This is a genomic window from Alcaligenes sp. PF14, from assembly GCF_037150615.1.
Classification (GTDB): Bacteria; Pseudomonadota; Gammaproteobacteria; order Burkholderiales; family Burkholderiaceae_B; genus Alcaligenes; species Alcaligenes phenolicus.
On record NZ_JBAGRS010000003.1, the window covers coordinates 325,294 to 340,482 of the forward strand.

Genomic DNA, 15,189 nt, shown 5'->3' on the forward strand with positions numbered 1-15,189 from the left:
GTCTGTGCAAGCCGCTGTCTTGCGTTTATCCAGCCCAGCGAGACAGCCAGCGTTGCAAGCCATCCAGGGTTTGGAACTCATCCACACCGCGCGCAGGAATCTCCGGATAGCGTTGATTCCACATGGTCGCCAGACTGCGGCCCGGACCAATCTCCAGCACCACATTGGGCTGTCGCTCTTCAATCTGCTCCATGCACGAATCCCATTGCACGGTTTGCATCAACTGCGCTGATAAGGCCTGGGCAGCGGTAGTGGCGTTATGCACCCATAGACCGGCATTGGTGGGCCAAGGCAAGGTTGGGGCAGTCAGTTCGCTTTGATTCAGTTGCTCTTGAAAGGCCTGGGCCGCGCTGCTCATCCAATGGGTATGGGAGGCAATATTCACGGCCAGGGGTGTGCAACGTGCCCCTTGTTCTTGAGCGAATTTTTCCAGGGCAGCAAGCTTGTCACGTGGTCCCGCACAGACAGCACTATCAGGACCATTGCGTATCGCCAGGGCAGCGCCGTGCGCTTGGCACCATTGCTCAATCGTCCGGATTGAAACCCCACTTATCGCCAGCATGCTGCTGTCCTGTCCGGCCCCGGCTTTATCCATCAAGGCGGCTCTTAGTCCGGCGAGCTGGATGGTATTGCTGGCATATAACACACCCGCTACACAAGCGGCTGCCAGTTCACCAATGCTGTAGCCCGCCACGGCCACCAAAGATCGCCTGGAGGTTTGCAGAGCAGGGACGTGCTCCTGCAATTCCTGCCAAGCGGCCAAGGCGCAAGCTGTCAGCAGAACTTGGGCATGGGCATTGGTGCTGGCCCAACGGGTATCGCGCATGGCAGCGCGCCAATCGGGAACGTGCAACTGTTCCTGCATTTGCAGCAGCGAGGGGTTTGCCGGGTTCATCCAGGGCAGCATGTCTGCGTATTGCATGCCTTGCCCGGAAAACAGCAGGGCGATTTTCATAGTCAGGCTCCAGTAGGGCGACGCTGGCTGGCACTGCCGGGTGCATAGGCTTGCAAGCGATCCAGCCAGCAGCAGGCCGACAAGGTGTCGGCTGCGCCGCCGGGGGACAGGCGACGTTTCATGAAGGCTTGATGCAAGGCTTGCGCGCGTTGCACCGCATCGGGGCTGAATGCACTGCCTGCTTGCAGGTAGTGCATGGCGCAGCGGCGCGCGTAGTGTAGCCCCTCCAGTCCGCCACGATGGGCCAGATTACTATCGTCAAGGACCGCCATAACAGAAAAGAAGGTATGCAGACCCACGGTTTGCAACTGCTGTTCTGCCACTGGTGTGCTGTGCGGAGACAAAGTTTTGACAGCGACTTGCCAGGCGGGCCAGGCCGTTTCAAACAAGGTGGGAAAGCCCTGGGCTGCTTCCTGGTTCGCGCCTTGCAAGCCATAGCGGCGTACCGCCCGTCCGCCCGGCAGTGCGGACGAAGCTTGCAGGCTGCGGGCCTGTAAAGCCGCCCCCCATAATGTTTGAAGTTGGTCCCGAATCGTGGCGGGAGTCAGGGTGCGAAAAGGTAGGCAAGCGCCTGCGGCTGCGCACAGCAGGCCCAGCATGAAGATGGCGCCACGGTGGGTATTGATGCCCCCGGTTGCCGCCTGCATGCGAGCCTCCGCTGCAATCCCGCGAGTTTGCAGCTGGCTGAATGGAACACGCTGTTGGCCCAGAGCCGCCATGTCAGAAAAATAATGGCGCAGGGCAAACAGACTGCGATAAAAAGTGCTGGCATCCATATCGTCATGGCTGCCGCTGTCGAGCAAGGATACCAGCCCCGGTTTGGGAGCCAGAATCAGCTCGTCATACAGCGCCAGAACCGCCGCACGGCCTATGGCCGCACAACTCCAGGAACGGGATGGATCCATGAAGTCGGGGGCAGTGGGGCGAGGCGCCAATGTTCTGGTTTCAATGGCATCAAGCAGCATGAGAGGACTCCGGAGCAGGAGCGTGCTCGGGCCAGTCCGAGTGCGCCTGAATACGTACACCATGAGTGCGTTTGATCATCACTTTGCTGTTGGCACCGCTGCGCCATTGCTGCCATTCACGCCAGGCAATGGCGGCGTCATCGGGGAACAGCAGCTCGCCATCCAGGCGGGGCAAACCGGACAATTCGCTGATTGCACTTAATAGCTCCACCAGACGATCTGCTTGCGTGGCGCTCTGCACGGGTAGCAGCAAATCCAGGTCTGAACCTTCACGCACATAGCCCTGTCCTGTGATCAGCTCCCAGCCATAACTGCCATAGACCTGAGCCGTGCAGCCATGTGCTTGCATACGCTGACATAAGCTCAGCCAGTCTTGCGCCAAGGAGGCTGGCAATAAGGTTTGGGCTTCATGGGCGGGGGGAAAACTGCCCCAAGACAGGCTCTGGTTTTGGGAAACGATCAGGGACAGACGTTGCCGCCCCCAATCGGTCGGTAAAGGAATGCCCACTTGCAACTGTCCGCTATGCAGTTCGCCTGGCTGACGGCTGACGACCAGCGGCCAGCCTCGAGCCTGCCATTGATGCAGGCTCTGGCAGACGTGGCTGGTCAGCTCCAGATCAGTCAGCACCTGATCCCAGGCTGTGTTGTCCAGCGTGATCAGGTGGTGACGGCGAGCGGGCAGCTGGGCGTTCATCAGGATGCCTGCAAGACCTGTTCAATGATCTGGGCAGCCAGGCGGCGGCCACCACGTTCGGCACCATCGCTGGCGCGGCGATCCTGATCATTGGATTGAGCCAGTGCTGCCCGCAAGGAAGCACGCAGTTGCTCTGGCGAGCTGCTGTCCCAGACAGACTGAATGCCTCCCATGGCCACGTAGTTGCCTACGCCGGGCGCAAAGACCGGATTGGACTGCGCCAGCTCTTCCAGCATGGCTTCGGGCAGCTTGGTCACGCGGGCCATGGCAGGAATGCGCATGACGCGAATTTCGGCTTCGGGCACGGCATAGCAGGCATTGGCAATCAGGCCGGAGGTGATGAAACCACCGGACAGGGCCTGGTCGTACACCAGCCCAATGACCTTGTGGCCTTTGCGTCGGGCCAGATCCAGGCACATGCCCAAGTGAGCCATGGCGCGGTTGATGCCCAGCAGCTCATCGCGGCGGCGCAGTTGCTGGCCTTGGGTGTCGACCAAAAGCAGCAGGCTACGGCCAGGATGGTTCTTGATGGTGTCCAGCACGGCCTGTGCCTGGGTCAAGGCCAGGGACACGCCGATGGGGGCGTGTTCCGTCGTGCCGATCACGGCCAAGGTTTCACCATCAAACTCGGCATTGCCTTGCAAGAACAAATCCTGTTCGCTAATGCTGTGCTGCGTATCGAACAGCGATTGCACCAGTGTTTCCCATTTCATGACAGCGCCTCCTGGCTGCGTAATGCTTTGACGGCTGCAGCATCCATCTGCCCGACTTGATCACTTTGTTCCAGCCCCAGTGCTTGCCACAAGGCTTGGGCCTGATTTTCAGTTTGGTCCCATTGCTCCACAGGCAGCAGGGCTGCGCGGTGTGCCAGCAGCTGATGTTCCTGTTCCAGCTCTTCCAGGGTGACGGGGCCACGGGCTGGATTCTTCAAGCCTTGTACGGCAGCGGCGCGGAAAGCGGCCACGGTGTCCGGTACAAGGTCGTCGCAATCGGCGGTCAGCCAGCGGTGTTTTCCGCCACTGGTTTGCCAGACCAAAGCGCGGTCCTTGGAGTCGTATTCTTCGACTCCGTGGGAGGCTTCAATCACTTCCGGGCCGGACATGGCCAGACGGCCGACGTCGCTCATGATCAGGTGGTTGGTGCAGCGGGCCACAATGCCCATACCCCCAAAGCAACCGTTTTGCCCGCCTACCAAAGCAATCACAGGCACTCCGGCATTACGCGTGTCCAGCAGGGCGCGCATCACTTCCGAGACGGCTATCAAACCGGCGTTAGCTTCGTGCAGACGCACACCCCCGGACTCCAGCAGCAGGACTACGCCTGCAGGACGGTCAGTCATGGCTCGACGCAGCAGGCCCACCAGCTTGGCGCCGTGGACTTCGCCCACGCCACCGCCCATGAATTCGCCTTCCTGCGCCGCCACATACACGGTCTGCCCCTCCAGCAAGGCACGGCCGATAGCCACGCCATCATCAAAGGAAGAAGGCACTCCCAACTGGGCCAGATGGGGGCTGCTCAAGCGTTGTGCAGGGGGCAGCCATTCGTGAAAGCTGTTGGCGTCAAACAGAGCCTGGACGCGCTGGCGGGCAGAACACTCCAGATAACTGCTCATGACTGTGTTCCTTGTGCTTGGCTGCGTGCCAGGGCTTCGCTGGCGGCCTGGTCCAGACGCAGACTGACCACGGCAGGGGTGGCCCCCATATCGTTAATGTCAAAGTGAATACCGGCCAGCGGATGGCGCTGGTGAAAGTCCCGCACCACCGCATCCCAGATCGTGGAGAAACCACGTGCCGAGGTATGAATATGGATGGTGCATTCGGCGCTCTCCTTGGGCTCGGCCAGCACTTCCAGATTGCCCGAACCTACCACGCCCACCAGCACAGGCTGGAAGGTGCCAATAGGCTCTTGTCCTTTGAAGCTATAGGCCAGAGTTTCCAGGCCGTGAGGAATGTTTGTCATCGTGATCTCCTAATGCAAATAGCGTGGCGGGCCATTACCAGTTACGGAAGCGTGCCGGAGGTTGATACAGCCCGCCGGAGGCTTGAACCAGATCCCGCATGCTGCGTGCGGCCAATAAATTGCGGGTGGCCTGGCGTGGGTCTATGCCCAGATCCTGAGGGCGACGGATGATGCCGCGATCACGCAGGTTCTCCACCATGCGGGCATCTCGGCCCAGGCCCACTTGCGTGTAGCCGGCAACGCCCCGTATGGCTTGTTCGCGCTCTTCGTCGGTACGGCACAGCAAGAGATTGGCGATGCCTTCTTCTGTCAGGATGTGAGTGACATCGTCGCCGTACACCATGATGGGCGGCAGATCCATGCCGGTCTGCTCCTGCAGGGTCCAGGCATCCAGGGTGTCCACAAAGGCGGGCGTCATGTGTTCGCGGAAGGTTTCCACAATCTGCACCACCAGCTTCTGACCACGTGGCGTACCGGCTGCACCTTGGCGTCCTTGGCGTGCCTCTTGCCCGGCTTTCAACCAGGCGGGGCTGGCGTGGCGACGACCACGTGCATCCGCGCCCATATTGGGTGCGCCACCAAAACCGGCAATACGGCCCAGCGTGGCGGTGGAGCTATTGCCATGCAGGTCGATCTGCAAGGTGGAGCCGATGAACAGGTCACAGGCGTAGTGGCCAGCCGCCTGACAGAACGCGCGGTTGCTGCGCATGCTGCCATCCGGGCCGGTGAAGAACACATCGGAGCGGGCGCGCAGATAGTTTTCCATGCCCAGCTCGGAGCCGAAGGAGTGCACCGATTGCACCCAACCGGCTTCGATGGCCGGGATCAGGGCAGGATGCGGATTCAAGGCCCAGTGCTGGCAAATCTTGCCTTTCAGGCCCAGTGATTCGCCGTAAGTGGGCAGCAACAATTCAATGGCGGCGGTATCAAAACCGATGCCGTGGTTCAGGCGTTGCACACCGTATTCCGCGTAGATGCCCTTGATCGCCATCATGGCCATCAAGACCTGGATTTCGCTGATCTGGGCTGGGTCGCGGGTAAACAGCGGTTCGATAAAGTGCGGGCGGGGAGCGGGCACGACAAAGTTCACCCAGTCGGCGGGAATGTCCACACGCGGCAGGCGGGTGGTCTTGCTGTCGACCAGCTCGTTGACCTGGGCGATGACAATGCCGCCGGAAAAGGCAGTGGCTTCCACAATAGCCGGGGTATCTTCGGTATTGGGGCCGGTGTACAGATTGCCGTGCTCATCGGCGGCCTGGGCCGCGATGAGCGCGACATTCGGGGTCAAATCTACAAAGTAACGGGCAAACAACTCCAGATAGGTATGAATGGCACCGATGTTCAGTCGTCCTGCCGAGGCCAGCCTGGCCAGGCGCGCACCTTGCGGGCCGGAAAAGCTGAAGTCCAGGCGGTTCGCAATGCCTTTTTCAAACACATCCAGATGCTGGGGCAAGGCCAGCACGGATTGCACCATGTGCAGGTCATGAATCTGCGCTGGGTCGACGCCCACCAGTGCGTCGGCCAGAAAGTCGGCCTGCTTCTGGTTATTGCCTTCCAGACATACTCGATCTCCTACTTGTAATACGGCTTCCAGCAAGCTGCTGGCTTTATCCGTGCTGCATATCTTGCCTTGCAAAGAGTCTCCCAGTGCACGGCTGGCACGTTGCAGTCTTTGCTGGCGGGCTTGATTCTTAAGATTCCAGTTGCTGTCCGTCATTGGGTTTCCCTGTCCTACCTCTGTCGATGTGATCCGTTGAGTAAGCTGCCCGACCCTTCAGGTTCGGAGTTCAGGCAGCGCGATAGTTAATGTGCCCAGGCGATGGGCAATGCGGGTGGCCGCTTCCAGTAGCAGGTCATCTTGCCCAGGGCGGGCAGCCACTTGCAGTCCTAAAGGAAGCCCGTGGCTACCAAAGCCGATGGGCAAGTTGATGCATGGAATGCCCAGTGCCGTCCAGGCGCGGCACAGCACGGGATCGCCCGTCGTGTCGCGTGTGGGAGCCTCGCCCAAGGCGGCTGCGCTCAGGATCAGGTCTGCGTCGCCGAAGATCAGCTCGGGTTGGCGCTTGACCTGATTGATCAGGCCTTGAGCCTGAATCAGTTCGGCAGGTTGAGTCTGTGCGCATTTATCCAGATAAGTCTGCAAAGCAGGCGAGAGCAGTTCCAGATGTTGCTGGCGTTCATGGCTTAAATGGATCAGCACTTCAGCCCCCATGACGGCTTGCTGCGCATGGGTCAGTTCACCAAACAGACTGTCCCTGTCGCTAAGCTGAACTTCGAACTGGCCGTCATCCATTTTCAGGTGAGTCACGGTCGCTTCCAGCCGATCACGCAAATCCTCGGCATTGTCCTCCCACCAGGGTGTGTGCAAAAAGCTCAGGCGCAAAGGGGCTTGCTGCAGGACTTGCGATACTTCCGGCGTGCTGCGTAGTGCGTTGAACACAAGGCGAACATCCTCCAGACGCTGGCCCAAAATTCCCAAGGTGTCCAGAGACGGGCTGATGGTTTTCAGGCCGCTGCTGGGCAAGGCGCCGAAGCTGGGTTTGAAGCCATAAATTCCGCAGAACGTGGCGGGGCGCACCACGGACCCCGCTGTCTGGGTGCCCAAAGCTACCGGCACCACATTGGCAGCCACGGCAGCGGCCGAGCCGGACGACGAACCGCCCGGCGTGTGCTCCAGATTCCAGGGGTTGCGTGTCTTGGGTGGACTAAACAGCGCAAATTCTGTGGTGACGGTTTTGCCAAAAGGCACGGCACCGGCCGCACGCAGGGCCTGCACAATGGCAGAGTCCTGGGTGGGGCGGTTGTCGCGATAAATGGGCGAACCATAGGTGGCTGGAGCGTCCGCCGTATTGATCAAATCCTTGATGCCGATGACCAGCCCCTTCAAGGGGCCGGTGTTGTTCTCCTGCTCTTGGGCGACATGCCGTACCTGCTCCTTGTCCAGATGGGCAAAGGCCTGAATCAGATCCTCGGTTTGCTCGTAGCGGGCAATTGCTGCCTCTGCTGCCTCCTGGCTGGATGTCCTGTTTCGGGTAGCGAAATCATTCACAGACATGGCGCGTCCTTAGATCGTGAAAGGTGCGATAAGAATAGCAATCGTCAAAATGACGGTGCCAATCAGAAAGGCCACCACGGTAAAGCCCATCACTTGTCGTACATTCAGGCGCGCAATGGCCAGCACAGGCAAAAGCCAGAAGGGCTGGATCATATTGGCCACCGCCTCGCCAAAGGCCACGGCCATGGACATCAGGCCCAGGTAGGCAGGGCCGTCCTGACCAATGGCCAGGGCCGATTGCACAGCGATGGGGCCTTGCACACCCCAGTGTCCGCCACCGGAAGGAACAAACAGCGAGATGATGATGGAGGCGATAAAGGTCAGGAAGGGCAGGGTGTATTCATTGGCCCCGGTCACCAGCGCGGAGGACAGGATTTCTTCCAGGGCGCGACCGCCCTCCATGGGGATATAGGCAAGTAGGCCCATGATGCCGCCATACAGCGGGTACTGCAGAATCAGCGGGCCTGCCGTTTTGGCGGACTCGACAAAGGATTTGATAAAGCGGATAGGCGTCCAGTGCAGCAGGGCACCGGTGACGGTAAACAGCATGATCATGGATGAGATGTTCAGCGCAAAACCGCTGCGCACGAAGTAGTACATACCCGCGGCAAAGAACAGCACATTCAGAATCCACAGGTTTTCCAGCTTTTCAGCCGGGGTGCTGGGCTTGGTTTTGGGCAGGTCTTTTTCAATGTCAGCAAAGACGGCGGGGTCAGGCGGCAAGGCGTAGTCAGGCTCCATGCGCCAGATCGTCAGAAACAGCAGGATGATCAGGGCCACAACTGGAATCCAGCTATAGGGCTGGAAAATGGTCAGGCTGAACGGCACCGTCATGCTGGTCAGTTGATGGATGACGTTGATGGGGCTGTTGGGATCAGTATTGGCCAGGGCAATCGAGCTGGACAGACCTTGAGTCCAGAGCAGGTAACCCATATAGCCCGAGGCAATCAGATAACCAAAGTGCACATTGGGCAGACGGCGGGCAACCTGGCGTGCAACCAGGGCACCGGCCACCAGACCCAGGCCCCAGTTCAGCAGGCAGAAGATCGCGCCCACGGCAAAGCACAACAGGGCGCCTTCAACTTGTGTGCGGGCACGGGAGGCCAACCAGATGATGGCGCGTTTCAAGGGCGGTGCTTCAGCCAGGGTGTAGCCCGTCACCAGAATCAGCACCATTTGCAGGGCAAAGGTGAAAATACTTTTGGGGCCCCATACCCCGCGATACCAGGCATCCACCATTCCTCCGGGGGTGGCGCCATCGACAAACAGGGCAATCAGTCCTACAACCAGCAAGCTCAGGATGACGGCGAACAGATACGGGTCCGGCATCCACTTTTCTACGTAACGCACGCAGATATTGGTAAAGCGGGTCAGCAAGTTTGGCCTGGGTTTGGCCGAGAGGGTAGCAGTGGTGTTCATGATGAACTTATCCTTGTTTTTGTCTCCCCGACCTGGCTAGTGGGTCGGCTGATGGATGTGGATGCTGGATACACAGTCCCGCTAGCGCGTACTCCTCGGTAATGACTGTTGCCTGTATCTCGCCTTCCTTTTTTATGGTGTGCCCCTTAGGGGGCTTATCGTTGTGCCCACAAGATAGCGACAGGCTAGTGCGTGGATCAATAAAGCAAATGTTGTTTTATTTACGCGCGGCGAAACGATGGCGCGTTAACCCTAGGGGAAAAGGGCGTGCGAATGCTGCGACACGCGGCTTTGGGTATAAAGCCGCTTGTTTTACGGGAGATGGGGATATTTAGCTAAAACGAACTGATTAGAGGATCAGTTTGAGTTGCGGATAGGGCGCTGTTTGAAACGGAACTGCTTTTTTTTCATACGCCAACCTGGGGGAGTGCGGCGTGGGAAGGGACTGGGCTTATAGCCAGCGTAGTTTCTCTTTTTTTTGACAGGCTGAGCCTGGAGGAGCCATCTGCGTTGATTGGAAAAGCAGACAGAGGGAATGAACTTCGAGACGTAAAAAAGCACACAGGGCAGGCTGTGTGCGGATGAGGGTGTTAACGATCCGACACCATTCAGGGGGAGAAATCCGCCCAGATTTAAAACTTGTCGGCGACCGAATCCAGCGCGTCGCGCAGCAAACCGGCAATTTCTTTTTGCCGTGGCGCAGGCATGCGCTCGGTAATGGCCGTGACACTCATGGCCAGAATGGGGCGGCCTTTATGGTCGCATAGCGCGCAGCCCACACCCAAAGCACCGCGTACGGCGTAGTTGCCTACAACCGAGTAGCCCCGGATACGGGTGTTGGTGACCAACTGGCGCATCTCGCGCTGAGTCATGCCACCGTACTGATCCAGCTGATTGGCATTGCGTTCGATAATCTGCTCGATCGCTTCGTCCCCAAGTGTGGCCAGATAGGCCATGCCACCCGAACCCACGCCCAAAGGCTGACGCTTGCCTACATAAGTGGCCAGAATCTGTACCGGGTAGGGGCCAATTTCGCGCCACAGGCTAACAGAGTCGTCGCCATCGCGGCCCACCAGAAAGACCGCGTCGCCAGTCTGTTGAGCCAGCTCTTGCATGATGGGCTGCATGATGGTGACACGCGGGTCCAGTCCAAACAGGCCCTGATCCTGGCGCGTGGCGCTGTAGCGACGGCTATGGCTGCTGTTCTGGACCAGACCGTGATCGATCAGGGCGGCCAGCAGCCGGTAGATGGTGGGGCGCTGTAATTGCGTGGCGCGCGACAGGTCGGTGACGCTCAGCCCTTTGCCTTGATGATTCTGCAAAGTCTTGAGCACCAGCAGGCCGCGTTGCAAGGTGCGCGGCCCGGCCTGATCCTGCGGTTCTACGGTCTCGGGAGTGTTCATGCTTGAAAACAGCTATTGCTTACCGAAAAAGTAACTCAGTAAGAATATACGCCAGCCAAGAAAGTGTCCACTGTGTGATCGCTCATAAAAGACAATGCCCGCTGGGTGCAGCGGGCAAGAGGGGTTGCGCGTTTGAACGCAGGTTTTAGCGATGTTCCGGGCCTGCCGAATCGTCTTTACGTTGTTCGGGGATGGGGTGGCCCGCTGTTTTGGCGGTCTTGATCATGGCGGTACACAGGCCGCGCAACATATCCACTTCGTCCAAACTAAGCTGGGCGCGCCCGAACAGGTGCTGCATGCGGGGCACCAGCTTCTTGGGGTGTTTGGGGTCCAGGAACTTGACGCTTTCAATGGCCTGTTCCCAGTGCTGTAGCAAGGCTTGCACTTTGGCTTGGGGAGCCAGCTCCTTGCCAGGGTCTGCCTTGCCATCCGTATGGGGCAGCAGGCTGGCACCGCTTTCAGCCAGCAGCGCGTAGCGCAATTCCCAGGCAGCCAGTTGCAAAGCCTGGGCGACATTCAGGGAACTGTATTCAGGATTGGCCGGAATATGGCAGACGTATTGGCACTGGCTGATGTGATCGTTGGTCAGGCCCACGCGTTCGGTCCCCAGCACAATGGCGACGGTTCCGGCGTGCTGGCGCAGATGCTCACGGCTCAGTTCGGCAGTCTGACGTATATCGGCGGCTGGCGGTCCTAAATAGCGGGGGCGGGCCGTCAGGGCAAAAGCCAGAGTGACCGGTTCCAGTGCATGCGCCAGAGTGGGAACAATAGTTGCTTGCTCCAAAACGTCTACGGCACCGCTGGCCAGCGAGATTGCCTGAGGGTTTTGTGCAACGTCCGGGTCTAGCGGGTCGACCAGGCATAAGTCGCCAAAGCCCATGGTTTTGATCGCTCGCGCTGCTGCGCCGACGTTTCCAGGGTGGCTGGGTTGCACCATAATGAAGCGAACCCGGTGAAAATTATCATCAAATGCCGATGCTTGCGTCTGAGTCATTTAAAATAGCTACTTTGAAGCTACGCTTCCTGTGTCTGCTCACGCGATTTTGCCCTGCAACAGGGCACGCCAGGCAGGCTCAATTATTGTTAAAAAAACGGAATTTCCATGCACCCGATGCTCAATACCGCCATCAAGGCGGCTCGCCGTGCCGGCACCATTATCTCTCGCGCCAGTCTGGACCTCCAGCACCTGTCGGTTGCGCGTAAAGGCCCTAAAGATTATGTCACGGAAGTGGATCGCGCAGCAGAGGAAGCCATCATTGAAGTATTGAGCGAAGCTTACCCCGACCACGGTTTTATCGGCGAGGAAACGGGCGAGCGCCCACCGCTGGAACCCGCAGGCGAAGGTACTCCCGAATACCAGTGGGTCATTGATCCTCTGGATGGCACCACCAACTTTATCCACGGCTTTCCGTGCTACGCAATTTCGATTGCCTTGATGCACCGTGGCCAGGCTGCCCATGCCGTCATTTACGACACCAACCGCAATGAAATGTTCACGGCCAGCCGTGGCGGTGGTGCCTTCCTGAACGACCGTCGTATTCGTGTGTCGGGCCAGACTCGTTACCACGATGCCTTGATCGGTGCACACGTGCCGGATTCGGGTGCAGGCGTGAAACCCACCTCCCCATTTGCCGATATGCTGGCCGAATGTGCTGCCGTGCGTCGCGTGGGTGCAACGGTTTTGGATCTGGCTTATGTGGCTGCAGGTCGTCTGGATGGCTTCTGCGCCGTCAACCTGCAACCTTGGGATCTGGCTGCCGGCACTTTGCTGGTGACCGAAGCCGGCGGTCTGGTGGGCGACTTTGAAGGCGAACAAACCTGGAAAGAGACTGGCAATGTGATTGCCGCCAGTCCGAAGATCTTTATTCAGATGCTGTCGCACCTGCAAGATTAAGAACCTAGACCCCGGCATTGCCGGGGTGTTCTTTTAATCACAGCGCCAAGGAGCTGAGATGGAGTGGTTGATGGACCCGACCGCCTGGGTTGGGTTACTCACACTGGTAGTTCTGGAAATTGTGCTGGGCATCGATAACCTGGTGTTCATTGCAATTTTGGTCGACAAGCTGCCTCCGGCGCAGCGCGACCGGGCTCGTGTGCTGGGCCTGTCACTGGCCTTGCTGATGCGCCTTGGCTTGCTCACGGTCATGTCCCATCTGGTGCAGCTGACCGACCCCTTGATCTCCATATTCAGTCTGGATTTTTCTGGCCGTGATCTGATCATGATCGTGGGTGGTTTTTTCCTGCTGTTCAAGGGCACACTGGAGCTGCACGAACGTATTGAGAACCGCAGCGCTCATGCTTCCGGCTCGCGCATGTATGCCAGCTTCTGGGTCATCGTGGCGCAGATCGTGGTGCTGGATGCCGTGTTCTCCATCGACGCGGTCATTACTGCGGTGGGTATGGTCGAGCACCTGCCCATCATGATGGCGGCGGTGGTCATTGCCATTGGCATCATGCTGGTTGCTTCCAAACCCTTGACGGCTTATATCAATAGTCGCCCCACGGTGGTGATCCTGTGCCTGGGCTTTTTGTTGATGATCGGCTTCTCCTTGCTGGTGGAAGGCTTTGGCGTACATGTACCCAAGGGTTACCTGTATGCGGCCATTTCCTTCTCCATCCTGATCGAAATGTTCAATCAGCTGGCGCGTCGCAAGTTGCGTATGCTGCAGGCAGGTCGTCCCATGCGTGAGCGTACGGCCGAGGCTGTGCTGCGCATGTTGGGCAAGCGTCCCGCTTCCGGTGAAACGGTCATCGGGCCGGATCTGCCCGGTGCAGCGGCGCAAATGGTGTTCGGTCAGGAAGAACGCAATATGGTCAGTGGTGTGCTGACTTTGTCCGAGCGTACCGTGCATTCGGTGATGACGCCGCGCAATGCGATTACCTGGGTGAATGTGCAGGACGATCCTGAGGTCCTGCGCGAAAAGATGACACATGAACCCCATAGCATGGTGCCAGTGTGTCGCGGTTCGCTCGATGAGGTTATTGGCATTGGTCGAAGCAAAGAGTTACTGGCAGACCTGCTGATTCATGGTCATATCCGTCTGGACCAATTGCGTCAGCCGGTTTTTGTGTATGAGTCCATCGGGATTTTGGACCTGATGGAAACCATCAAGCAAAGCCGCGGACAGTTGGTCATGGTGACGGACGAGTTCGGCACTATTGAAGGTTTGGTGACGCCTTTGGATATTTTCGAGGCGATTGCAGGCGACTTCCCCAGCGAGGACGAAACCCCCGATATTGTCCAGGAGTCCCAGGACCACTGGCTCCTGGACGGCTCCACCGACTTGCATCATCTGGAACAGATGCTGGGTGTGGATGGTCTGGTGGATGAAGAGGAAGAATATGCCACCCTGGCCGGTTATCTGCTGACGCGTTTCGGACAATTGCCCAAGGTGGGCGATATGTGTGTGCTTGAGCAAAGCGATGCGGTGTATCGCTTCAAGGTGGAAGAGCTGGAAGGGCGTCGCATTTCACAGGTCAGCCTGGAACGTGTGCCATACGATGATGAACAAATCGATCCATTTCTGGCGTCTTAATTTTTATTGGCTTTGATTCGGACAACATGACTGAGCAAACTCTCTATTTGTTTAAAGCCCTGTTTCTGGGGATTGTTGAGGGCATCACGGAATTCATTCCGGTTTCCAGTACGGCGCACTTGCTGATCCTGGGCTCCTGGATTGATTTTTCCTCGGGCGATGCCAAGGTCTTCGAGGTTGTCATTCAGTTTGGTTCGATTCTGGCCGTGATCTGGATTTTTCGCGCCCGTTTGATTCAGCTGATCACCGGGGTCTTGCGCGGAGATCGCACCGAGCTGATGTTCACTCGCAATCTGCTGATTGCCTTTTTGCCCGCTGCCGTTATTGGTGCCTTGACGATTCAGTACGTTAAAGCGCTGTTCCATCACCAGATTGTGTTTGTGTTCACGCTGGTATTGGGTGGTTTGTTGATGCTGTGGGTCGAGCGCAAACCGCAGTACGCGAAGAACACGTCGGAGCTGGATCAGGGTGAAACCGCCACCTCGCAAAAGGCCACCGCCTTTGCCTTGGAAGAGATCACCTGGAAGCAGGCTTTGGTGGTTGGTTTTGCCCAGTGCATTGCCATGGTGCCAGGTACTTCACGTTCGGGTGCCACCATTATCGGTGGCATGTTGGCTGGTATTCAGCGCAAGACCGCCACGGAGTTTTCTTTCTTCCTGGCCATGCCAACCATGCTGGCTGCTACGGTTTATGACCTGTATCGCAACGGTGCGTCCTTGAGTGCAGATCAAAGCACCGCGATTATTGTGGGCTTTGTTGCTGCCTTCTTTAGCGCCTTGTTCCTGGTGAAGGCCGTGCTGCGCTTTGTGTCCAGTCGCACCTATCGTCCTTTTGCCTGGTATCGGATTGCGTTGGGCGGAGTATTGTTTGTGTGGCTGATGACTTAGATCTTTGCCGCCTAAGATGTTTTGAAATCCCCGCTTGCTTGATCTGCCAGCGGGGATTTTTCTTTTCAGGGAGGCTCGGTAAATGTCGTCTTTTCACGCACATACTCTACCTACCTACCTACCTACCTACCTACCTACCTATCTATCTATCTATCTATTTATCTGTCTAGCTGTCTAGCTGTCTATCCGTCTGTCTGTCCGCGTATCTAGCGATGTACCAATTTGATAGGCACTTTTTTGGTGATTATTGTGTGCAAGGGTTTGTTGGCAAATAGCAGGTTTGTCGCCCGTCATTTGGTCTGGCTTGGCTTCGATA

The 15,189-nt window shown here is 58.0% G+C and carries 14 protein-coding genes; 3 read left to right on the forward strand and 11 right to left on the reverse strand.

All coding sequences use genetic code 11. The features are described from left to right. Nucleotides 1-25: 25 nt before the first annotated feature. The 11 genes from WFM49_RS08510 to WFM49_RS08560 all read right to left on the reverse strand — a co-directional run bounded on the left by WFM49_RS08510 (nt 26) and on the right by WFM49_RS08560 (nt 11,444). On the reverse strand, nt 26-955 hold the full coding sequence (locus WFM49_RS08510; protein ID WP_336972826.1) for an acyltransferase domain-containing protein: 930 nt from the start codon (nt 953-955) through the stop codon (nt 26-28). Between the two features lie 2 nt (nt 956-957). After that, on the reverse strand, nt 958-1,920 hold the full coding sequence (locus tag WFM49_RS08515) for a triphosphoribosyl-dephospho-CoA synthase (protein ID WP_266108062.1): 963 nt from the start codon (nt 1,918-1,920) through the stop codon (nt 958-960). Next, nucleotides 1,910-2,614, reverse strand: coding sequence for a malonate decarboxylase holo-[acyl-carrier-protein] synthase (gene mdcG / locus WFM49_RS08520; RefSeq protein WP_336972829.1), 705 nt, complete (start codon nt 2,612-2,614; stop codon nt 1,910-1,912). The genes WFM49_RS08515 and mdcG overlap by 11 nt, the downstream gene beginning before the upstream one ends. Next, nucleotides 2,614-3,327: a biotin-independent malonate decarboxylase subunit gamma gene (gene mdcE, locus WFM49_RS08525; protein WP_250756827.1), complete on the reverse strand. Its 714-nt coding sequence runs from the start codon at nt 3,325-3,327 to the stop codon at nt 2,614-2,616. The genes mdcG and mdcE overlap by 1 nt, the downstream gene beginning before the upstream one ends. Then, nucleotides 3,324-4,226 (reverse strand): biotin-independent malonate decarboxylase subunit beta, encoded by a 903-nt coding sequence (locus WFM49_RS08530; RefSeq protein WP_035270906.1) that lies wholly within the window; start codon nt 4,224-4,226, stop codon nt 3,324-3,326. Before WFM49_RS08530 ends, mdcE begins: the two co-directional genes overlap by 4 nt. Then, nucleotides 4,223-4,573, reverse strand: coding sequence for a malonate decarboxylase acyl carrier protein (gene mdcC / locus WFM49_RS08535; RefSeq protein ID WP_250756828.1), 351 nt, complete (start codon nt 4,571-4,573; stop codon nt 4,223-4,225). The genes WFM49_RS08530 and mdcC overlap by 4 nt, the downstream gene beginning before the upstream one ends. A 34-nt stretch (nt 4,574-4,607) precedes the next feature. Further along, the gene (gene mdcA / locus WFM49_RS08540; protein ID WP_009457830.1) at nt 4,608-6,290 is read right to left on the reverse strand and encodes a malonate decarboxylase subunit alpha; all 1,683 of its coding nucleotides are present in this window, start codon (nt 6,288-6,290) and stop codon (nt 4,608-4,610) included. Nucleotides 6,291-6,347: 57 nt separating this feature from the next. Continuing rightward, nucleotides 6,348-7,628, reverse strand: a complete 1,281-nt coding sequence (locus WFM49_RS08545) for an amidase (RefSeq protein ID WP_336972833.1) — start codon at nt 7,626-7,628, stop codon at nt 6,348-6,350. A gap of 9 nt (nt 7,629-7,637) precedes the next feature. After that, nucleotides 7,638-9,047, reverse strand: a complete 1,410-nt coding sequence (locus WFM49_RS08550) for a short-chain fatty acid transporter (RefSeq protein ID WP_035270901.1) — start codon at nt 9,045-9,047, stop codon at nt 7,638-7,640. Between the two features lie 632 nt (nt 9,048-9,679). Further along, entirely contained in the window at nt 9,680-10,450 is a 771-nt protein-coding gene (locus WFM49_RS08555; RefSeq protein WP_022983524.1) for an IclR family transcriptional regulator, read from the reverse strand. A gap of 145 nt (nt 10,451-10,595) precedes the next feature. After that, nucleotides 10,596-11,444, reverse strand: coding sequence for an RNA methyltransferase (locus WFM49_RS08560; protein ID WP_250756830.1), 849 nt, complete (start codon nt 11,442-11,444; stop codon nt 10,596-10,598). A 108-nt stretch (nt 11,445-11,552) separates the two neighbouring features. Between WFM49_RS08560 and WFM49_RS08565 the strand changes: the two genes are divergently transcribed. From WFM49_RS08565 to WFM49_RS08575, 3 genes are read left to right on the forward strand one after another with little or no spacing between them, the layout of a single operon-like run. After that, on the forward strand, nt 11,553-12,344 hold the full coding sequence (locus tag WFM49_RS08565; protein ID WP_009457824.1) for an inositol monophosphatase family protein: 792 nt from the start codon (nt 11,553-11,555) through the stop codon (nt 12,342-12,344). 58 nt (nt 12,345-12,402) lie between these two features. After that, nucleotides 12,403-13,986 (forward strand): TerC family protein, encoded by a 1,584-nt coding sequence (locus WFM49_RS08570; RefSeq protein WP_009457822.1) that lies wholly within the window; start codon nt 12,403-12,405, stop codon nt 13,984-13,986. Between the two features lie 26 nt (nt 13,987-14,012). Beyond that, the gene (locus WFM49_RS08575) at nt 14,013-14,873 is read left to right on the forward strand and encodes an undecaprenyl-diphosphate phosphatase (protein WP_336972836.1); all 861 of its coding nucleotides are present in this window, start codon (nt 14,013-14,015) and stop codon (nt 14,871-14,873) included. Nucleotides 14,874-15,189 lie beyond the last annotated feature (316 nt).

Excerpts from the sequence above, each read along its gene's own strand:
- WFM49_RS08560 (WP_250756830.1), bottom strand. The coding sequence starts at position 11,444 with ATGACTCAGACGCAAGCATCGGCATTTGATGATAATTTTCACCGGGTT.
- mdcA (WP_009457830.1), bottom strand. The coding sequence starts at position 6,290 with ATGACGGACAGCAACTGGAATCTTAAGAATCAAGCCCGCCAGCAAAGA.
- WFM49_RS08565 (WP_009457824.1), top strand. The coding sequence starts at position 11,553 with ATGCACCCGATGCTCAATACCGCCATCAAGGCGGCTCGCCGTGCCGGC.
- mdcG (WP_336972829.1), bottom strand. The coding sequence starts at position 2,614 with ATGAACGCCCAGCTGCCCGCTCGCCGTCACCACCTGATCACGCTGGAC.
- WFM49_RS08530 (WP_035270906.1), bottom strand. The coding sequence starts at position 4,226 with ATGAGCAGTTATCTGGAGTGTTCTGCCCGCCAGCGCGTCCAGGCTCTG.
- WFM49_RS08515 (WP_266108062.1), bottom strand. The coding sequence starts at position 1,920 with ATGCTGCTTGATGCCATTGAAACCAGAACATTGGCGCCTCGCCCCACT.
- WFM49_RS08555 (WP_022983524.1), bottom strand. The coding sequence starts at position 10,450 with ATGAACACTCCCGAGACCGTAGAACCGCAGGATCAGGCCGGGCCGCGC.
- WFM49_RS08575 (WP_336972836.1), top strand. The coding sequence starts at position 14,013 with ATGACTGAGCAAACTCTCTATTTGTTTAAAGCCCTGTTTCTGGGGATT.
- WFM49_RS08570 (WP_009457822.1), top strand. The coding sequence starts at position 12,403 with ATGGAGTGGTTGATGGACCCGACCGCCTGGGTTGGGTTACTCACACTG.
- mdcE (WP_250756827.1), bottom strand. The coding sequence starts at position 3,327 with ATGAAATGGGAAACACTGGTGCAATCGCTGTTCGATACGCAGCACAGC.
- mdcC (WP_250756828.1), bottom strand. The coding sequence starts at position 4,573 with ATGACAAACATTCCTCACGGCCTGGAAACTCTGGCCTATAGCTTCAAA.
- WFM49_RS08510 (WP_336972826.1), bottom strand. The coding sequence starts at position 955 with ATGAAAATCGCCCTGCTGTTTTCCGGGCAAGGCATGCAATACGCAGAC.
- WFM49_RS08545 (WP_336972833.1), bottom strand. The coding sequence starts at position 7,628 with ATGTCTGTGAATGATTTCGCTACCCGAAACAGGACATCCAGCCAGGAG.
- WFM49_RS08550 (WP_035270901.1), bottom strand. The coding sequence starts at position 9,047 with ATGAACACCACTGCTACCCTCTCGGCCAAACCCAGGCCAAACTTGCTG.